The 20,045-nt window shown below is 71.0% G+C and carries 14 protein-coding genes; 12 read left to right on the top strand and 2 right to left on the bottom strand.

Annotated elements, in window-relative coordinates; translation table 11 throughout:
• From HMPREF9062_RS13280 to HMPREF9062_RS10915, 8 genes are all read left to right on the top strand, one after another.
• On the top strand, positions 1 to 371 hold a 371-nt coding region (locus HMPREF9062_RS13280), incomplete at its 5' end, for a hypothetical protein (RefSeq protein WP_441293811.1).
• A complete protein-coding gene (locus HMPREF9062_RS10950) occupies positions 358 to 1,863 on the top strand; it encodes an SCO6880 family protein (RefSeq protein ID WP_009750213.1) in 1,506 nt (501 codons plus the stop codon). The genes HMPREF9062_RS13280 and HMPREF9062_RS10950, both read left to right, overlap by 14 nt.
• Complete coding sequence (locus tag HMPREF9062_RS10945) at positions 1,863 to 3,566, top strand: ATP/GTP-binding protein (protein WP_009750212.1); 1,704 nt, start codon at positions 1,863 to 1,865, stop codon at positions 3,564 to 3,566. Before HMPREF9062_RS10950 ends, HMPREF9062_RS10945 begins: the two co-directional genes overlap by 1 nt.
• Positions 3,563 to 5,359, top strand: coding sequence for a type IV secretory system conjugative DNA transfer family protein (locus HMPREF9062_RS10940; protein WP_009750211.1), 1,797 nt, complete (start codon positions 3,563 to 3,565; stop codon positions 5,357 to 5,359). The genes HMPREF9062_RS10945 and HMPREF9062_RS10940 overlap by 4 nt, the downstream gene beginning before the upstream one ends.
• On the top strand, positions 5,356 to 5,916 hold the full coding sequence (locus HMPREF9062_RS12675) for a DUF4913 domain-containing protein (RefSeq protein ID WP_009750210.1): 561 nt from the start codon (positions 5,356 to 5,358) through the stop codon (positions 5,914 to 5,916). The genes HMPREF9062_RS10940 and HMPREF9062_RS12675 overlap by 4 nt, the downstream gene beginning before the upstream one ends.
• A 136-nt stretch (positions 5,917 to 6,052) precedes the next feature.
• Entirely contained in the window at positions 6,053 to 6,709 is a 657-nt protein-coding gene (locus tag HMPREF9062_RS10925) for a glycosyltransferase (RefSeq protein WP_009750209.1), read from the top strand.
• A 232-nt stretch (positions 6,710 to 6,941) separates the two neighbouring features.
• Positions 6,942 to 8,936 (top strand): DUF6541 family protein, encoded by a 1,995-nt coding sequence (locus HMPREF9062_RS10920; RefSeq protein WP_009750207.1) that lies wholly within the window; start codon positions 6,942 to 6,944, stop codon positions 8,934 to 8,936.
• Between the two features lie 70 nt (positions 8,937 to 9,006).
• A complete protein-coding gene (locus HMPREF9062_RS10915; protein ID WP_009750206.1) occupies positions 9,007 to 10,866 on the top strand; it encodes a glycosyltransferase in 1,860 nt (619 codons plus the stop codon).
• Positions 10,867 to 10,914: 48 nt separating this feature from the next.
• On the opposite strand, the gene HMPREF9062_RS10910 is transcribed toward HMPREF9062_RS10915, so the two are convergent.
• Positions 10,915 to 12,876: a DUF6541 family protein gene (locus HMPREF9062_RS10910; RefSeq protein ID WP_009750205.1), complete on the bottom strand. Its 1,962-nt coding sequence runs from the start codon at positions 12,874 to 12,876 to the stop codon at positions 10,915 to 10,917.
• Positions 12,877 to 12,957: 81 nt separating this feature from the next.
• Positions 12,958 to 14,940 carry a DUF6541 family protein gene (locus HMPREF9062_RS10905; RefSeq protein ID WP_009750204.1) on the bottom strand — a complete coding sequence of 661 codons (1,983 nt, stop codon included), beginning with the start codon at positions 14,938 to 14,940 and terminating at the stop codon, positions 12,958 to 12,960.
• 184 nt (positions 14,941 to 15,124) lie between these two features.
• Between HMPREF9062_RS10905 and glf the strand changes: the two genes are divergently transcribed.
• From glf to HMPREF9062_RS10885, 4 genes are read left to right on the top strand one after another with little or no spacing between them, the layout of a single operon-like run.
• Complete coding sequence (gene glf / locus HMPREF9062_RS10900) at positions 15,125 to 16,312, top strand: UDP-galactopyranose mutase (protein WP_009750203.1); 1,188 nt, start codon at positions 15,125 to 15,127, stop codon at positions 16,310 to 16,312.
• Positions 16,309 to 18,306, top strand: a complete 1,998-nt coding sequence (locus HMPREF9062_RS10895; protein WP_009750202.1) for a glycosyltransferase — start codon at positions 16,309 to 16,311, stop codon at positions 18,304 to 18,306. The genes glf and HMPREF9062_RS10895 overlap by 4 nt, the downstream gene beginning before the upstream one ends.
• Positions 18,303 to 19,172, top strand: coding sequence for an ABC transporter permease (locus HMPREF9062_RS10890; RefSeq protein ID WP_009750201.1), 870 nt, complete (start codon positions 18,303 to 18,305; stop codon positions 19,170 to 19,172). Before HMPREF9062_RS10895 ends, HMPREF9062_RS10890 begins: the two co-directional genes overlap by 4 nt.
• The gene (locus HMPREF9062_RS10885; protein ID WP_009750200.1) at positions 19,172 to 19,897 is read left to right on the top strand and encodes an ABC transporter ATP-binding protein; all 726 of its coding nucleotides are present in this window, start codon (positions 19,172 to 19,174) and stop codon (positions 19,895 to 19,897) included. The genes HMPREF9062_RS10890 and HMPREF9062_RS10885 overlap by 1 nt, the downstream gene beginning before the upstream one ends.
• Positions 19,898 to 20,045: the final 148 nt, after the last annotated feature.

The raw sequence follows: 20,045 nt of genomic DNA, 5'->3' as shown, positions 1-20,045 counted from the left end.
GGGCCGGCGGTGCCGGAGCGGGAGCGGGTGCCGCGGGGGCCGGTGCGGCCGCGGGTCCGATCGGTCTCGCCGCGGTAGCGGGCATTAAAGCGGGCAAGGCCGTCGCCTCCGGCGCACGTCACGTGGCCGAGGCCGCCACCGGAGAGTCCGCGCAGGGCGCCGGCGGCTCGCAGTCGGGATCGAGCCCCTCCCTGCCCTCCGGCTCCGGTCCCTCCGGCGGGGCCGCCGCAGGAGGATCTGGGTCCGGCGCCGCCGGAGGGGGAGGCGGTTCGCCCTCGCACAGGCAGGAGCCGAGGGTCCCCAGCGGGGCCCATCCCGGCGGCGCCAGGGCTCCCATGACCCAGGGGGGTGGTCCCAGTGGCGGCAACTGAGATCCAGGAGCCCCGGACCTATGGGAACTGGCGCAAGCCGACCTCGGCGGGCATCCTCGGACTGGGCACCATCGGCACCGCCCTGCTCCTCGTGGGGCTGGTCGTGGTGGTTCTCACCGCTCTCATCGGCGGCCTGCTCAAGGCGGTCGTCCTCGCCGCTGTGCTCGCCGTGCTCATGGTCGCGGTCCTCTCCAAGGATCGGCACGGCAGGAATGTGGTCAGCCGGGCCAGTGCCCGAGGCGCATGGTGGTGGGCGCGCTCGCAGCGCACCAACGTCTACCGCTCCGGGCCGCTCGGCCGCTCGCTGTGGGGCACCTTCCAACTCCCCGGACTGGCGGCGTCCACCCGGTTGAGCGAGCACGAGGACTCCTACGGGCGCCTATTCGGCATGCTGTACACCCCGGCGACCAGCTCCTACTCGGTGGTCATCGGGACGGAGCCCGACGGCGCCGCACTGGTGGATGAGGAACAGATCGACGCCTGGGTGGCCGACTGGGGGCACTGGTTGGCCAACCTCGGGGACGAGCCCGGTATCGAATCCGCCTCGGTCACCATCGAGACGGCGCCCGACACCGGTACCCGACTGCACCGCGAGGTGATGCACAACCTGGATCCGGACGCGCCCGCGTTCGCCCAGGCCATGCTCGAACAGGTCGTCGACGCCTACCCGTCCGGCTCCTCGACGGTCAAGGCCTATGTGGCCATCACCTTCGGTGCGGCCAACCGCAAGGGCTCCAAGAAGCGTCAGGCCGAGGAGATGGGGCACGAGCTGGCCACTCGCCTGCCCGGTCTGACGGCCGCGCTCCAGGCCACCGGCGCCGGGGCCGCCCACCCGCTGACCGCCCAGGACCTGTGCGAGGTCGTGCGCGTGGCCTACGACCCCGCCTCCGCCGTGCTCATCGACGAGGCCCACTCGCTCGGGCAGCACGTGGAGCTGACGTGGCCCGATGTGGGCCCCGTGTCCGCGGAGGCCGCCTGGGACAGCTACCGGCACGACTCGGGCTACTCGGTCACCTGGGAGATGACCGAGGCCCCGCGCGGCACCGTCCAGTCCGGGATCCTGGCCCGCCTGCTGACCCCGCACCAGGAGATCGCCCGTAAGCGCGTCTCCCTGCTGTACCGGCCCATCGACGCCGCCCGTGCCGCGGCCATCGTCGAGGCGGACTTGCGCGCCGCCGAATTCCGCATGACCTCCTCCAACAAGCCCGCCGCTCGCGACACCCTGGCCGTGCGCGCCGCCTCGGCGACCGCCAACGAGGAGGCCACCGGAGCGGGCCTGGTGCAGTTCGGGATGCTGGTGACGGCCACGGTCATGGATCCGGCTCAGGCCGCGGACGCGCGCGCCGCCGTCGACAACCTGGCGGCCACGGCCCGCTTGCGGCTGCGCACCGTTTACGGCTCCCAGGACAGCGCCTTCGCCGCGGCGCTGCCCCTGGGCCTCAACATGTCCAAGCACCTGCGCGTGCCCTCCGAATTCAGGGAGAAGTTCTGATGCTGCTGCGCAACAAGCGCGTACCGGGCGGACGGGACGGGACGCGGGAGGATACGAGCCACTCCCCGTCGTCGGCCCCCCGCCCCTCCCTCCCCGACTCGCCCTCGACGCGCGGAGGCGCGAAGAAGAACGCGAAGAAGAAGGGGAGAGCCCGGCGCTCACGCGCCCGGGGGAGCGGCGGGCGCGAGGAACGGGACGAGTCCCAGCCCATCCGTCCCAGGCGGCCGCCCGCACGGGGCTGGCTGGGGCCCGGGCGGGGCTCGTCCACCTACATCCAGGCCCCGGGGGAATGGCGCGGCACGACCGTCCAGGTGTGCGGGCTGTGGCCTTTCGCGGTCGGCACCGGCACCCCCATGGTCGGGGTGCCGCTGGGCCGGCACATTCAGACCAGCGCCACCCTGTGCTGCGACCCGATCAGCTGGTTCCAGCGGGCCAAGCTGATCTCCAACCCCTCCTGCTTCGTCCTGGGCAAACCGGGCCTGGGCAAGTCCACCTGCGTGCGGCGCATGGCCCTGGGCCTGACCGGCTACGGAGTGATGCCGCTGGTGCTCGGCGACCTCAAGCCGGACTACGTCGATCTCATCGAAGCGCTCGGGGGACAGGTCATCACTCTGGGGCGCGGTCGCGGCTACCTCAACATCCTCGACCCGGGCGAGGCCGTCATGGCGGCCGAGAAGCTGCGCCGGGCGGGCGATGACCGCAGGGCCGTGGAGGTCCTCGCCGACGCCCACGGGCGCAGACTCACCATGGTCTCGGCCCTCCTGACGATCCTGCGCTCGTCGCCGCCCACCGACCGCGAGGAGACCATCCTCGACCGCGCCCTGAAGGTGCTCGACGAGCGCTTCACCCCTCAGGGGAAGGTACCCGTCCTGGGAGACCTGCTGGCCATCATCCACGAGGGTCCGGCGCAGGTGCGCGCCGTCGCCCTGGACCGCGGGAACGCAGAGCGCTACCGGGTCATCACCGAGGAGCTGGAGGCCTCGCTCATCGGACTGACTCAAGGCGGTCGGCTCGGGGAGACCTTCTCCCGGCCGACGACCAACCCGATGCGCCGCGACGCCCCCGTGGTCTACGACGTCTCCTCCATCGATGACTCCGAGATGGACCTTCAGGCGGCGGTTCTGCTGGCCTGCTGGTCCAATGGATTCGGGACCATCAACGTCGCCAACGCGCTGGCCGACGCCGGCCTGGAGGCGCGCCGGCACTACTTCGTCGTCCTCGACGAGCTCTGGCGCGCTCTGCGCGCGGGCCACGGCATGGTGGACAGGATCGACGCGCTCACCCGCCTCAACCGTCAGCGCGGCACCGGCATGGCGATGATCTCGCACACCATGAGCGACCTGCTCGCCCTGGCCGGCGAGGAGGACCGGATGAAGGCCCGCGGCTTCGTGGAGCGCTCGGGCATGGTGATCTGCGGAGGCCTGCCCAGCGCCGAGATGCCCCAGCTGACCTCCGCCGTCCCCCTCTCCCGCGCCGAGCAGCAGCTCCTCATCGGGTGGCAGGACCCGCCGGCCTGGGACCCGGCGACCGGGCGCGAGGCGGAGCCGCCCGGACGCGGCAAGTTCCTGGTCAAGGTCGGGGGGCGGCCGGGCATCCCCGTCTCCGTCCAGCTGACCGAGGCCGAGCTCGCCGTCAACGACACCAACCGCCTGTGGCATCAGAGGTCCCGCATCGGCGGGGCGTCGGAGGAGGAGAGCAGATGAGCACGTCGGCCAGCAACCGTCGTCGCGATCCGGGGGGCGTCAGCGAGGAGCTGATCCTCCTGTGGCTGGTCATCGGGCTGGTGATCGTCGTGGGCGCGCCCGTCTACGTCGCCATGCACGTGGGCCACGCGATCGCCGACGACGGCGTGAGCGTTCCGGCCAACCCCTTCGCGGTGCTGTTCGGTCTCATAAGTGGGAGCCTGCCCTGGCCGGGCGCTCCCGGCTGGGTGGGGCTGGGTCTCGCCGTGGCGCTCATGGCGGCATTGATCGGGCTGGTCGTCATGGCCGTGCGATGGCGCCGGGCGCGGCGCTCGCGCGTCGACGTCAGGGCCTCCTACCTGGGCCGCGGCGGCGAGGTCGTCGACCTCGGCCGCACAGCGGCCTCCGCCAAGGCCCAGCGGATGGGCGTGGACTCGCCCGGCGTGCCGATCGGGCGCACCGTCGCCGGCGACCAGCCGCTGTACGGGTCGTGGGAGGACATGCACACCGACATCTGGGGGCCGCGGACCGGGAAGACCACGAGCCGGGCGATTCCCGCCGTCCTGGACGCCCCCGGATCGGTTCTGGTCACCTCCAACAAGCGCGACATCGTCGACGCCACCCGCGACCCGCGCGCTCGAGCCGGTCAGGTATGGGTCTTCGACCCTCAGGGCATCGCCATGGAGAGGGCGAGCTGGTGGTGGAACCCGCTGTCCTACGTCACCGACGAGGTCAGGGCCGCCAAGCTCGCCGAGCACTTCGCCTCCGGCTCGCGCGATCCGGGCGCTCGTACCGACGCCTACTTCGACCCCGCCGGCCAGGACCTGCTGGCCGGGTTACTGCTGGCCGCCGCCGTGGACCGCCGGCCGATCACGGACGTCTACACCTGGCTGACCCGACCCACCGACGAGACCGCGGTCGATATTCTGCGCGACGGCGGCTTCCCCCTGATCGCCGACCAGGTGGCCGGCGTCGTCTCCGCCCCCGATAAGCAGCGCGGCGGCGTGTTCGGCACGGCCCAGCAGATGGCCTCGTGCCTGATCAACCGTCAGATCGTCGACTGGGTGACGCCCCAGGGCGCCGCGGACCCCCGCCCCCAGCTGCGTCCGGAGGCCTTCGTCCAGGTGCCCGGGGGCACCCTCTACAGTCTGTCCAAGGAGGGGCGGGGCACTGCCGGCCCGCTGGTGACCGCCCTGACGGTCGCCGTCGTCGAAGCCGCCGAGGATCTCGCCGCGCGCTCCCCCGGAGGCCGCCTGCCGACGCCTCTGCTCGGGGTGCTCGACGAGGCGGCCAATGTGTGCCGGTGGCGCGAGCTGCCCAACCTCTACAGCCACTACGGCTCGCGGGGGATCGTGCTGATGACCATTCTCCAGTCCTGGTCTCAGGGCGTCGAGGTGTGGGGGGAATCCGGCATGAAGAAGCTGTGGAGCGCCTCCAATGTGCGCGTCTACGGCGGGGGCGTCTCCGAGGCGGCGTTCCTGGAGGACATATCCCGCATGATCGGCGACTACGACCGGCTGTCCTCGTCCACCTCCCGTGACGGGCGCGGTCACCGGTCCGTCTCCAGGCAGCTTCAGCGCGAGCGCATCCTCGATGTCGCCGACCTGGCGGCTCTACCCCGGGGCCGCGCCGTGGTCATGGGATCCGGGTCGCGGCCCACTCTGATCCGAACCGTTCCGTGGATGAGTGGGCCGCACGCCACCGAGGTGGAGGCCTCCATCAAGGCGCACGACCCGGGCGCCGCGGAGACGATCCGCGGTGCGCACGACGATCTGGTCGTCGCGCAGGCGGCTCTGAGTGAGAGGAAGAGATGAGCAACGGACTCATGGATGACAAGGGCATGGGCGAGAGGGCCGCGGATGACAGCAGCGGCTCCGTCCACGATGCGGATGGGATCGTAGGAGGCTCGAGCGGTTCGGCCGGATTCGGCGGCCCGGAGGACTTCAGCAGCACCGAGGTCGCCGGCGGCGGGCTCGACGAGGCCGAGGCACGGGAGGGCGCTGGCGGTGTCAGGCTCGTCGGACCGCATTTCGCCAATGTCAATGAGTTCCTGCGCGACTACCTGCGTTTCGCCTACCGGCGTCGTATTGATGGGCGGAACCGGGTGTGGGCGGGGCGGTGGTGGCTGTATGACGAGGCCGTGCTGCGTCTGGACAGCATATGGCGGGCGTGGGAGAGCCTGCGGCTCGACCCGGATACCGGTATGAGTGTGTGGTTCCGTGATCATGCCGACCCGCACATGGCCGTTCTCATGGACCCGGACGGCCCCTTCGCCGGTGCCACGAGCGAGGAGGACGTCAATCGGCGGGGGGATCCGCTTCCGTACATGGAACCGCCGGAGGATATGTTCTTCGACTGGTCCGCCGGATGACCGGGTAGCCGGATAGGACGTCGGCGGGCCGGCCGGGGCGCCGACGTCCCGTGCGGCGCCCGCTCCGAGTGCGACAATATCCACGAACGGGGTGACGCGCCCCGTCCTGCACTAGTGACGACGTCGGGAGCCACCCATGCACATCCTCTTCCTCTCGTCCGGCTGGCCCGAACCCTCCATCGGCGGCTCCGGCCGTCCCCTTCCCGAGCTCGCCGCCATGCTGCGGCACGCCGGTCACGAGGTCGGTGCCATCATCCTGCGGCCGGTGCCCTTCACCACGCGCCGTGACAGGCTCTCCACCCGTCAGGAGGACGGCGTTACGGTCGTGGAGGGCAACGCCCCGACCTTCCGCGTGGGCGGCATGCCCGGCTCGCGCGCCCTCATCCGCCGTCGCACTCAGGCGGCCCTGCGCGCCTATCTGCGCGCTACGGGCAGACGGCCCGACGTCGTCCACGTCCACGGGGCCTTCCCCGGCCTGCATATGGGCGGGTACGCGACCGGATTCTTCGACTGCGGCTTCGTCTACACCGTCCACGACACCTCCGCCCTTCTCGGGGAGGTCGCCGGGTTCCGCAACTCCGAGCTGCGCGCGGACATGTACAAAGTCTCCGTGCGCAGCGCCATCGATGAGCCGTTGCGCGACCGCCTGTCCCGTTACTGGCGCGTGGGCGTGTGGTACCTGCTGCCGCTCGATGACGAGGAGATGTTCGTCAAGACGGCCGTGCGCTACTACGACCTCGCCAACGGGGCCGTGCAGACCAAGAAGATCCAGACCGACCTCATCGACTGCTGAGGCCCGGCGTGCGGCCCGCCCGACGCACCGGTGACATACGATGACCTCCTGAGTCGGCCGTGGCGGAAGGAGCCTGCATGCGCATGGAGGCCGTCGCCGTGCGAGCCGACCCCGATCCTCATGCGCCGGCCCCGACGGACCGGTCCGGCACCGGGGCGCCCCCCGACGGACGCCGAGCCGCCGGCCGGGTCCCACGAGCCGGGGCGCCGCACCATGTCGTCCGCGAGGTCCGGTGATTCACATCGTCGCCGACCTCCTCCTCGCCGCCGCCCTCCTGTTCGCCCCCGGGCTGCTTCTGGCCCGAGTGGGGGGCGTGCGCGGCTGGGGCGCGGTGAGCGCCGCGGTGCCGCTGAGCTGCGCCGTCATCGGCACCGCGGAGCTCATTGCCGCGGCCGTCGGGCGGGCCTGGGTCCCCTGGGGATGGGCCGTTGCCGCGACCTCGACCGCCGCGGCCGCCTGCGTGCTCGCCGTCGCCCGCAGTCTGCGCCGCGGGGATCGGCCCGGCGTCAGGCAGCGGCCCGGCACCAGGCGCATCGACCTGCGCGTGCTCGCCGGGGCGGCGACGGCCTGCCTCCTCCTGGCCGCCGGGATGCTGGCCGGCACGGGCTCGATGTCCGCCCCGGCCCAGGCCTTCGACATCGTCTTCCACCTCAACGCCGTCCAGGCCATTCGCCAGGGGGGGAACGCCTCCAGCCTCGGGGGCGTGGCGGCGCTCTATCAGGGGACGCCGGTCTACTACCCGACCGTGTGGCACGGGACGGTTGCGCTGCTGCCCGCCGGAGCGGCCCTCGCCTCGAACGCGATGGTGCTGGTCGTCGGCGCTCTGGCCTGGCCGCTCGGCGTCGCCGGCCTGCTCGTCGAGACCCTCGACGGCGGTGAGCCCTCCCGCCCCGACCCCCGCCGCCGTACCGCGGCCGCCCTGGGAACGGTTCTCAGCGCCGCCACGGTCGGCGTTCCGACAGTGCTGCTGGGCACGCTGGCCGTGTGGCCCTACGCCCTGAGTGTGACCTGCCTCCCCGGCGTCCTCGTCCTGGCCCTGCGTCTGCTTCGGGCCCTGCCCGCCGGCGCCACTGACGCCACTGACACCGCCGACGACGGCGAACGGGAACGGACGGCCTCGGCCCCCGGCCCGCTCGCCGGAACCCTGCTGCTCGTCGGCGCCGCGGGCGGGGCTGTTCTGGCCCACGGGGCGGAGGCCTTCAACCTCATGGTGCTCCTCGTGCCGCTGGCCGCCGTCCTTATCGCGCGTGCGGTGCGCGCGGGGGGGCGACGTCGGAGGACTGCGCTCGCCTCTCTGACAGCGGTCGCCGTCGTCGTCCTGGCCGGGGCGTGGATCATGCGCGAGGCCCTGGCCGGGGTTCTCGGCTACGACCGTCCCGGTGGGAGCCTTCCGGGAACCTTGGGGCAGGCGCTGCTCGACCTGCCGCAGTACGGGCCGCTCGCCTCTCACGGGCTGCCCGTCGGCGTCGTGGTGTGCGCGCTGGCCGTGGTGGCGGCGGCGCGCGTTCCGCGGGCCCGCCCGTGGCTGGCGGCGGCGGCGCTGGCCCTGTGCCTCGTCGTGGTCGTCGGCGGGCCGCAGTGGTGGGGGCGTCAGCTCGGCGGCCCGTGGTACCTGCAGAAGGCGCGCGTGCAGCCGCTCCTGATCGTCCCCGCCCTCGTGCTGGCCGCCACGGGGCTCGATCATCTGCTGCGTGTGCGGCCCGGGCGCAGGACGCTCGCCGTTCTCACCGCGCTCGTGTGCGCTGCCGCCGTCGGGCGCCTGCCGTTGCAAGCGGATCTGGTGAGATCGGTCCACGACGCCGACCGGATCGCCTACGGCACGCTCGTCACCCCCGAGGAGGCTGATTTCTACGCGAGCCTGGGCGATCGGCTCCCCGAGGACGCGGTGGTCGTGGGAGCCCCCTCCCGGGGCGCGAGCTACCTGCTCTCGCTCGGGGGCGTCGACGTCGTCTACCCGCTGCGATCGGACCCGACGACCGGGTCGGCCGCCGACCTGCTCGCCGAGCGGGCACCCGATCTGCGTCCGGGCTCAACGACCTGCGAACTGCTGGACGAGGTCGGAGCCGAGTACTACCTGCGGGTCGACCGCGCTGGAACCGTGTGGGAGGAGCGGCAGGCGCCCGTGCGTTGGGATCGGCTCGTGGCCGACTGGCCCACTGACGGCATGGAGCCGGTGGCCTCCACGGGCACGGCCTCCCTGTGGCGGATCACCGCGTGCGGGAGCTGACGCGGCTCGGCCACCGGCGGTCCGCGCCCCGGATGGGGCACACTTGAGCTCAGTCCACGGAAGGATCCCAGTGAGCCGTACGAACGTCGTCGCCGTCGTCGTCGCCTACAACCGCCAGGAACTGCTGCGCCGATGCCTGGACGGCCTGGCCGGGCAGACCGCCCCGCCGGCCGGCACGGTGGTGGTCGACAACGCGTCCACCGACGCCTCCGCCCGAGTCGCCGCGGGTCATCCGCTGGGGGCCCACGTCGTCTCCCTGCCGGTCAACACCGGTGGCGCCGGCGGATTCGCCGCCGGCATCGCCCGCGCCCTGACCCGCTTCCCTCAGGCGGAGTGGATCTGGCTCATGGACGACGACACCATCCCCACCGCCACCGCCCTGGAAGCGCTCGTCGGGGCCGCAGTGGCCTACCCGGGCAGCCCGGCGCTGCTCGCCTCCCGGGCCGTGTGGGCCGATGGCACCGAGCATCCCATGAACCGTCCGCGCACCCGGCCCGGACTGCCGGCGCTGCTGCACCGGCATGCGGCGCTGGCTGGTGCCCGTCAGATCCGCACCGCCTCCTTCGTGTCGATCCTGATCGACGCGCGCGCCGTACGCGAGGTCGGTCTGCCGCGCGCCTCCTACTTCCTGTGGAACGACGACTTCGAGTACACCTCCCGGATCCTGCGGGGCCGCATCGGCCTGTACGTACCGGACTCGGTGGTCCGCCACCTCACCAGGGCGCTGGGCTCCTCGGACGCCGACCCGGGGGAGCGGTTCCGCTTCGAGGTGCGCAACAAGATCTGGACCTTCCGCGACTGCGAGGGGCTCGGGCCCATCGAGCGGGCCGCCTACGAGGCGGCCACGGCCCGCCGATGGCTGCGCGCGGCCGCGAGCTCGGCGGACCGCGCCACCCTGTGGCGGGCGGGCCGGGAGGGCCTGCGCGAGGGTCTGGCGCGTCCGGCCGACAATATGACGATCTTCCTGGGCACGCCCGTCCAGGACGACGTCGCCGCCGTCGAGGCGGCTGCGAGAGCCTCGGCGGGACCGACGTCGCCGTCGCCGGGTCCGCCCTCGCCGGCGACAGCGGATCCGGCGGGGACGCCAGCGCCGCCGTTCAGCGTGCTGCTGCCCGTCTACCGGGGTGATCGCGCCGACTTCCTGCGCCGCTCCCTGGCCTCGGTCACCGTCGAGCAGACCCTGCCCCCCGACGAGGTCCTCATCGTGCGGGACGGGCCCGTGCCCGGTGAACTGGATGATGTCCTCGCCGCGGCCCGCCGGGGCGAGCTGAGCGGGGGAGTGCCCGTGCGGGTGCTCGAGCTGGCCGAGAACGCCGGGCTGGCCCTCGCCCTGGATGCCGGGTTGGAGCACGTGGCCCACGAGGTGGTCGCCCGCCAGGACGCGGACGACATCTCCGTGCCCGAGCGCTTCGCCACCCAGCTGCCGCTCCTCGCGGCCGGGTACGATCTGATCGGTTCGGCCATCCGGGAATTCTCCGAGGAGACCGACACCGGCGGCGTCGTGCGCCGTCAGCCGGCCGACCCCGAGCGGATCCGCCGTGCCATGACCCTGCGCGACCCGTTCAACCACCCGTCGGTCGTCTACCGGGCGTCGGCCGTTCGAGCGGCCGGCGGGTACGAGCCCCTCGACCTCATGGAGGACTACTGGCTGTTCGCCCGTATGATTCGCGACGGCGTGCGCGCCACCAATGTGCCGGACGTCCTTGTGCGCTACCGGGTGGGCGCCGGGGCGTACGCCAGACGCGGGGGCGGACGCCTGCTGCACAGTGAACTGGAGCTGCAGGCCAGGATGCACCGCGCCGGCATCACCACGACCGCCCAGTACGTGCGCAACATCGCGGTGCGGGCCGGCTACCGCCTGGTGCCGACCGGCGTCCGGCGGACCGCCTACCGCACCGCCCAGAGAGCCCTGCTTAAGCGCACGCGCTGAGGCCGACGTCCGATAGGCCGGTGCCCGCTCGGCCTCGGGCCGCGGGACCTACCCGCAGGCGGTGATGCGGTAGAGGGCCGCCCGCCCCTGGTTGGCGACGAGCTCGAAGCCGGGGGCGGTATTCAGGGAGGCGAATCCGGGGTAGGGCCTCACATCGGAGATCGATTTGCCCGGGAAGTAGAGCGCGTAGTCGGCGCCGAGGTCGGCCAGCGCCGGGCAGACCGCCGGGTCCGTCTCCGCCCGGTTGAGCTTGGCCTGGACGATGTCGAGGTCGGTGTCGTCGCGGTGGAAGAGGTGCTTGATGGTCGTGTCGGTGCCGGAGAGCGCGTAGGCGAGCGCCGCACCGGATGCGGGGTCGACGGCCACTACCGCGTCGTCGCCGATCAGGGACGGCAGCTCGTCGATCAGGGCGCGCTCGTCGGGCGTGAGCGACGGGGAGTCGGCGGCGATCAGATAGGCCCGCTCCATGGGTTTGACGCAGGCCGACATCGCTCCTGACAGCGGTCCGGTCAGGGCCAGGATGAGGACGATGACGGGGTAGGCGGCCCACCGCGCCCACGGCTGCTGCGAGGAGGCGCGGAGACGATCGATCGAAGTGAGGCGCTCGCGCCCCCATCGGGCGATCGCCTCCGCGCCGAGCACGGCCAGCGGCACCCCCGTCAGCGGGAGCAGGGCGGCCAGGCGGCTGGCGTCGGTGTACCAGATACCGGTCAGGAAGTGACGCAGGTCGCCCGTCGGGGTGGACCGGGCCACGACGTAGAGGGCGCACGTGCTCAGATGAAGCACCGCCAACCATCTGTACCGGGCGACGCGCAGGGCGACGACGAAGCCGAGGAGGGCCAGGAGGGCCGGCACCCAGATGACGGAGAATTGCACGGGCGTGCTGGTCACGGCCTCGCCGACGGCGCCGCTGGTCGCATAGCTCGGGCCCCAGGTGGCGGCTCCGCGGGGCGGCCGCATGGCGAACCACGTGATGACGAAGACGAGGAGCATCCCGCCCGTGGTGAGACCGCATCGGCGGACGGCGTTTACGGGGCGCTCGTCGGGCGGAGTGCGCACGGTTGCGATGAGTCTTCCCGCGCTCAGGATGACGAGGGCGATCAGCAGGGTGACGACGGCGTTCGGCTGGGCCAGCCCGGCACCTCCCGCGGCGATGATTCCGGCGGGCAGGAGCAGACCGGTCCGCCGGCCGCCGGCGCCGGACGGCACCAGTTCGCGGGCTGCGGCCAGCAGTGAGGGGAGCAGGCAGATGGCGAGGTAGTTGGAGTAGAGGACGCCCCAGGACAGGAGGTTGAAGGGGAAGGCGACGAAGCCGCCGGCCAGGGCGGCGGCCGTCAGCAGGGCGAGGGGGCGGGCACGGAACAGGACATGGGCCAGCGTCAGGCAGCCGGAGGTCCATACGAGACCGCCTGCGGCGAACACCGTCGCATTGACGGCCGCGGGCACGTCGCTCGCCCCGCACACCCTCATGACCAGGGCGACCAGTGTGTGCCACCCGACCGGGTAGACGCTTCCGCTCGGGGCCTCCAAGAGGAAGTGCAGGGAGGAGGCGTTGCCCGTCCGCAGGATCCATTCGACGGCGTTGAGGTGGAAGACCGCGTCGAAGGTCTGCGAGATCGCGTCGGGCGTGTTCAGGATGCGTCCAATGGTCAGCGCGGTCAGGACGGCGGACAGGGGCCATGAGATGCACCAGGCGGCGATGGCGGCGGGCTGGAGCCGGGGCCGTGCCCACGGTCCGCCGTCCTCGGGGTGCCGTCTGGCGGCCAGGAGTCTGGCCGCCAGGGCCGCGCCGGCCAGGAGCACGACCGCCGCCGCGATCGGGACGGGGCCCCAGGAGATTCCGAGCATGGGCGCGACGACCCCGGTCCCGGCGATGACGGCCACGGAGAGCGCTGGCGCCAGCCCGACGATGAGGGGCACCCGCAGCCCTGCGGCGGCGGCGAGGAGAGCGCCCGGGATGAACAGCAGCGCTGTCGCCGCGAGGAGGACCGGGATGAGAGAGGACCACACGGGGGCAGAGCCTACCCGCGCGTGCGGTGCGGACGGCCCAGCCTCGCGGCGGGGCGCCGCTCGAGCGCTCCGCCGCTCGCATCACCCGCAGGCAGTGACGCGGTAGAGGGCCGCCCGCCCGTACTGGGCGACGAGTTCGAAGCCCCCGGCGGTGGGCAGGTTCACGAACCCGCTGAACGGACGCCTGTTGTGCAGGGTCCGCCCCGGGAAGTAAAGGACGTAGCGGATGCCGAGATTGTTGACGGCCTCGCACACCTGCGGGTCCTTCCCGGCCAGACGGAGCTTCTTGTCGACGACCTCCAGGTCCGGCGTGTCGTGGTAGAAGATGTGCTTGATCGTGGTGCTGGTTCCCGCCAGGGAGTAGGCCAGGGCGGCGCCGGTGGACGGGTCGATGGCGACGGTGTCGTCCTCGCCCACCAGCCCCGGGAGCATCCTGATCAGTCCCAGCTCGTCGGGCGTGAGCAGCTCAGAGCCGGCGTTCATCGTGTACGGGGCCTCGAGCTTGTGCAGGGCCTGGGAGGTCGCCGTACTCGCGGGACCCAGGAGGACGAGGTTCGCCACGAGGACGGCGTAGGCGATCCGTCTGCGCGCGCCGGGCTCGTGCAGCCGCAGGGTCGTCAGGCGCTGCGCGGCCCGATCCGCGATGACGCAGGTGCCCAGCGCCGCCAGCGGTATCGCTCCCAGGGGGATGAGGGCCGCGAGCCGGTTGGTGTCGGAGTACCAGGTGCCCACCACGTAGTAGCGCAGATCCCCCATGGGCATCGTCTTGGACGCGAGGTAGAGGAGGCAGCCGACGGCGTGGAAGATGACGAGCCACCGCAGCCGTCGCCGCCTCCAGGCGGCGACGGCGCCGACGATCGCGGGGACGGCCACCACCCAGGCGATGGGCAGCCCTTGGGGAGTGGAGGTGAGGATCTCGCCGATAACCGCGCTCATGACGTTGTTGGGCCCCCACGTGGCCGAACGCTGCGGGGGTCGCACCCCGATCCACACCCCGACCGTCGCGAGCGTCGTGATGGCGCAGACGATGATGCGCGTGCGGATCTGACGGGCGGGTCCGCCGCGTTTGGCGCCGTTGACGGCGCGCATGATCCACGCGCCCATGAGGATGATCAGGGTGATGAGGAAGGTGACGATGGCGTTGGGCTGGGCCAGTCCCAGACCCGCGACGGCCAGGACCAGCGCCGGGATGAGCAGCGGCGGCGCGGACGGCTCGTCGTGGGCGGGGAAGAGGTCCAGCAGGCTCGCGATCATCCCCGGCAGCAGGGCCAGGGCCAGGAAGTTGGGGTAGAGCACGCCGAAGCTGATCACCAGCAGGGGGAAGGACGCCGTCGCCGTGCACAGGAGGGCCGTGGCGATCATGGCGAGCCGGCGCCCGTTGAAGAGCCGACTGGCCAGGGCCAGGCATCCGCCCGGCCACACGAGAGCCGATACGGCGATCGTGGTGGCGTTGGTCGCCAGCGGGATGCTGGTCGAGTGCGCGACCTTCATAGTCAGCGCCACTAGCGTGTGCCAGCCCATGGGGTAGACGCCCCCCTCGGGGGACTCCAGGTGGCACTTGATGGAGGATGCGTTGCCGGTCCGCAGGATCCACTCGACGGCGTTGAGATGGAACACGGCGTCGAAGGTCTGGGAGATGGCGTCGGGGGTGTTGAGCTCGCGCGCCACCAGCCATGTCATGATTAGGGCCGAGAATCCCAGCAGCACCAGGCCGGTCAGGACGTCGGCGCGCGATGGGCGAGAGGTCGGCGCCCGCGTCGCGGCACCGTCCGCCGACCCCGCGCGACGGGCGCGGACGCGGGAGACGATCAGACGCGCGAGAGCGGCGGCGAGCGTGAGGATCGCGGTGAGGGCCGCCACGAGGGGGACGCCCCAGGGCACGCGGACCAGTGGCGCCACCACGCCCGCGCCGGCGATGATCGCGACGGACGCGGCGGGCGCTAGCGGCGCGGCCGTGCGCAGCGGCAGGCCCGACGCCGCGGTGGTCAGCAGACCCGGCAGGATGAGGAGCCCGCAGACCGTCACGATCAGGGGAACGAGTGATATCCACACGAATCGCCACATTATCAGGTGATGAGGCGGGCGCCGCGGGGACGCGGGAGTATGGTGCGCCCGCCCGTCGCCGATCCGCGGTCGCGCCGTCCGGCCGGCCCTGGAGCGGGAGGCGAGCAGGATGGGACGGACCGGCCGCGCAGGGCCGGCGCGCGATCGGTTACGATCGAGCTACTGCCTACGGAGGGACAATACGGTGAACCACGACCTCGTCATCGTCGGCTCGGGCTTCTTCGGCCTGACGATCGCGGAGCGCTGTGCGAACGAGCTCGGACTCGAGGTGCTCGTCATCGACAAGCGCGACCACATCGGCGGAAACGCCTACTCCGAGCCGGACCCGCGCACCGGCATCGAGATCCACAAGTACGGCGCTCACCTGTTCCACACCTCGAACGAACGGGTGTGGAGGTATGTTAACCGCTTCACGTCCTTCACACCCTACGTGCACCACGTCTACACCACCCATGACGGTGTGGTGTATCCCATGCCGATCAACCTGGGTACGATCAACCAGTTCTTCTCCGCGGCCTACAGCCCCGACGAGGCCCGTGCCCTCATCGCCGAGCAGGCCGGCGAGCTCGCCGGCAAGGACCCGGCCAACCTCAACGACAAGGGCATCAGCCTCATCGGGCGCCCGCTGTACGAGGCCTTCATCAAGGACTACACCGGCAAGCAATGGCAGACCGACCCCAAGGACCTGCCCGCCTCGATCATCTCGCGCCTGCCCGTGCGCTACACCTACGACAATCGCTACTTCAACGACACGTACGAGGGTCTGCCGACGGACGGCTACACCGCCTGGTTGGAGAGGATGGTCGAGAGCCCCGCCATCGAGGTCGTCCTCGGCACCGACTTCTTCGACCAGTCCCAGCCGTACAACAAGGCGGCGCTGCGGGGCCGGGTTCCGATCGTCTACACCGGCCCGCTGGACCGTTACTTCGATTACTCGGCCGGGGCGCTGAGCTGGCGCACCCTCGATTTCACCACCGAGTACCCCGCCACCGGCGACTTCCAGGGCACGAGCGTCATGAACTACCCCGACGTCGATCGCGACTACACTCGCATCATCGAGCCGCGCCACTTCCACCCCGAGCGCGACTATCCCGAGGACAAGACCGTCATCATGAAGGAGTACTCGCGCTTCGCCGATGAGGGCGATGAGCCGTACTACCCGGTCAACACCCCGGAGGACCGGTCCAGACTGCTCGCCTACCGCGAGCTCGCCGCCAGCGAGGGCGGCGTCGTCTTCGGCGGCCGCCTGGGCACCTACAAGTACTTGGACATGCACATGGCCATCGGCTCGGCCCTGTCCGTGTTCGACAACACGATCGCCCCCCACTTCCGCGACGGGGCGGCCCTGAACGGAGAGGGGATCGAGGCATGAGCACTTCCACGCGGGTCCTGCAGCGCTTCGTCATGCCGGCGGACGGCGATGCCGACATCCTGCAGCTGTACGCCGAGGGGGAGATCATCTCCGTGTCCTCCGCACCCGTCAACGCGCGGGACGACGTCCCTGAAACCGGCATCGCGGAGACCGCCCGGCAGAGCGGCGGTCAGATCGTCTCGCGCTACAGCTATCGCATCCCGGCCCAGTCCCGTTCCTCCTTCGGCACCTACTTCAACGCCTTTCCGGCCGCCTACTGGCGGCGCTGGACGATCGTGGAGGAGGTGACCCTGCGGGTCACGGTGTCGGGCTCGGGGTCGGTCATCGTCTACAAGTCCAACGCCCGCGGCGCCTCGCACAGGGTCGACTCGGCGCGCATCGCCCCGCAGGCCGCCGAAATGGTCTTCAAGCTCCCGCTGAACACCTTCGGCGACGGCGGCTGGTACTGGTTCGACATCGCCGCCGACTCCCAGGACGCGACCGTCGAGGCCGCCCGATGGGAGGCCGAGGTCCCCGCCGAGACCCGCGAGGGCCGGGTGACGATCGGTGTCACCACCTTCAACCGTCCCACCGACTGCGCCACCATGCTCGGCCAGCTGGGGGCCTCCGACACGCTGCCCGGCGTACTCAACGAGGTTGTCGTCGCCGACCAGGGCGACAAGAAGGTCGTCGACGACGACCGCTTCCCCGCCGCCCGGGAGTCGTTGGGCGAGCGGTTGCGCGTGATCGACCAGCCCAATCTGGGTGGGTCCGGCGGTTTCTCGCGCGGCATGTACGAGGCCCTGCAGGACGGCGTCGATTACGTCCTCCTGCTCGATGACGACGTGCGCGTCGACCCCGAGGGCATCGTGCGGGCCGTCACCTTCGCGGACTTGACCCGCGTGCCCACGATCGTGGGCGGGCACATGTTCTCCATGTACGAGCGCACCATGCTGCACGCCTACGCCGAGCACATCCAGCCCTGGCGCTTTTGGTGGGAGGCCTCCAAGGGCACCGAGCACGACCACGACCTGGCCAAGGCGCCGCTGCGCACCACCCCCTGGCTGCACCAGCGCGCCGATGCCGACTACAACGGCTGGTGGATGTGCCTCATCCCGACCTCGGTGGTCCGTCGGATCGGTCTGAGCCTGCCCTTCTTCATCAAGTGGGACGACTCGGAGTACGGTCTGCGCGCCCAGGGCGCCGGCGTGCCGACCGTCTCCTTCCCCGGAGCCGCCGTGTGGCACGTGCCGTGGACGGACAAGGACGACTCGCTGGACTGGCAGGCCTACTTCCACGAGCGCAATCGCCTGGTGGCGGCTCTCATCCACTCCCAGTACAAGCGCGGAGGGCACTTCGTCGCCGAGTCCATGCAGGGGCAGGTCAAGCATCTGCTGTCCTCCCAGTACTCGGTGGTCGAGCTGCGGCTGAAGGCCCTCGAGGACGTCTTCACCGGTCCCGGCCACCTCCAGGCCGGCATCGCCTCCATCGTGCCGCGGGTGAGGGCACTGCGCACGGGCTTCGACGACGCCGTCGTGGAGACAGACCCCGACGCCTTCCCGATGGTCTACCGCGAGAAGCTGCCCCGTAAGGGCGAGGACCTCGGCTACCCCAAGACCATCGTGGGACGCATCGCCATGGCCGCCAAGGGATCGATCAAGCAGGTCCTGCCGGTCAAGGCGGCCTCCCGAGCGAATCCCGAGGCGCGCGTGCCGTGGACCGAGGCCCGCTGGTGGATGCTCTCCCAGTTCGATTCCGCCATCGTGTCCAACTCCGACGGCTCGGGCGCATCCTGGTACCACCGCGACCCCGCCCGTTTCCGCGATCTGCTGGCCCGCTCGATCGTTCTCCACAAGCGCCTGTACCAGGAGTGGGACGCTCTCCAGGCTGATTACCGGGCGCACGTGTCCGAGGTCGTCGGCCCCGAGGCGTGGGCCCGGACCTTCGGCATCGCCGACGCCGCCCGGTCCCAGGAGCGGCCCGATGCGGCGTCCGCCACGAAGGAGCCCCGGTGACTCAGGCCGTCACGGCCGGGAGCGACGAGCTGATCGTCCCCGGCCACTCCAAGGGGCTGTTCGACGTCTTCCGGCAGCGCTTCCTGCTGTCGCTGATCGTCAAGAAGGAGCTCCGGGTCCGCTATCACGGGTCCGTGCTGGGCATGGCCTGGTCCTACATCAAGCCGGCCGTCCAATTCATCGTCTACTTCCTGGCGATGGGCGTCTTCCTCAGACTCAATAAGACGCTGCCGGCCTATCCGATCTACCTCTTCTCCGGGATGGTCGTCATCACCTACTTCTCGGAGGTGATGGGCAATGCGACGCGCACTCTCATCTGGAACGCGGCCCTGATCAAGAAGATCTTCCTGCCGCGCGAGATGTTCCCCGTGGCCAGCGTTTACGTGGCCATCGTGCATTTCTTCCCCCAGCTGCTCGTGCTCCTCGTGGGCTCCCTCTACTACGGTTGGAGGCCGACTCCGGAGGGTCTGGCGGCCATCGCGGCAGGGTTCATCATCGTGACCGTGGCGGCCCTGGGACTGGGGCTCATCTTCGGGTGCCTCAACGTCTTCTTCCGGGACGCGGAGAACCTGGTCGACCTCATCCTCATGGTGGCCACATGGGTCTCGCCCGTGCTCTACCCGGCGGCCGCCGTCGAGGAGGTCGTCCCGCGCTGGGCGTGGCACCTTTACCAGACCAATCCGGTGACCGTGGCCGTCGAGCTGTTCCACTACGGCTTCTGGTCCACCGCCTCCGGTCAGTACGTCCAGGTCCTGGGCTCCCTGCCCGTGCTCACCCTCATCGGCCTGGTCGGGGCGCTGGTCGTCCTGGCCCTGGGACAGATCGCCTTCAAACGCACCGAGGGCAAGTTCGCGCAGGAGCTGTGATGGACCCACGCATCGAGATCGCCGGGGTGACCAAGCAGTTCACTCTGCGCCACCGCCGCTCGCTCAAGGAGCTCGCCGTCGCCGCCGTGCGCCGGCAGGACCTGGGCATCAACACCTTCAAGGCCCTGGACGACGTCACTTTCGACGTTCACCAGGGCGAGACCATCGCCCTGCTGGGCTTCAATGGCTCGGGTAAGTCCACCCTGCTCAAGCTCATCTCCGGGGTGCTGCGCCCTGACGGCGGCCGGGTCCGCACCCGCGGTCGGGTCGCGGGTCTCATCGAGGTCGGGGCCGGCTTCCATCCGGACCTGACCGGCCGGGAGAATGTCTTCCTCAACGGCGCCATCCTGGGAATGACCGAGAAGCAGATCGAGGACGCCTACGATTCGATCGTCGACTTCGCGGAAATCCCGGACTTCATGGAGACTGAGGTCAAGTTCTACTCCTCGGGTATGTTCCTGCGTCTGGCCTTCGCCGTGGCCGTGCACTCCGACCCGGAGGTCTTCCTCATCGACGAGATCCTCGCCGTGGGGGACGAGCCCTTCCAGCGCAAGTGCCTGGGGGAGATCCGGGGCCTGTCGGACCAGGGCAAGACCCTGGTCATCGTCAGCCACGACCTCGACATGGTCTCAGACCTGTGCGAGCGCGGCGTGCTCCTGGAGAAGGGCGTCAAGGTCGCTGACGGCCCCTCGAAGGACGTCGTGCACCGTATGCGCGGGGAGTGAGCGACTCGTGCTCACCGTCGATCCCGCGGGGCGTCCGTCCGTGATCCCGACCGAGCTGCGCAGGAACCGTGCGATCCGGATGCTTCCGCCCCGTCTTTCGCCCCTGGCGGCCGAGGCCGCCCGGTCGCAGGGCTCGCCGTCCGTCGCT

Origin of the sequence: Actinomyces sp. oral taxon 448 str. F0400 (assembly GCF_000220835.1) — a bacterium.
GTDB lineage: Bacteria > Actinomycetota > Actinomycetes > Actinomycetales > Actinomycetaceae > Actinomyces.
Note: the sequence above shows the minus strand (reverse complement) of the source record. Positions and strands in the feature narration are given on the sequence as shown.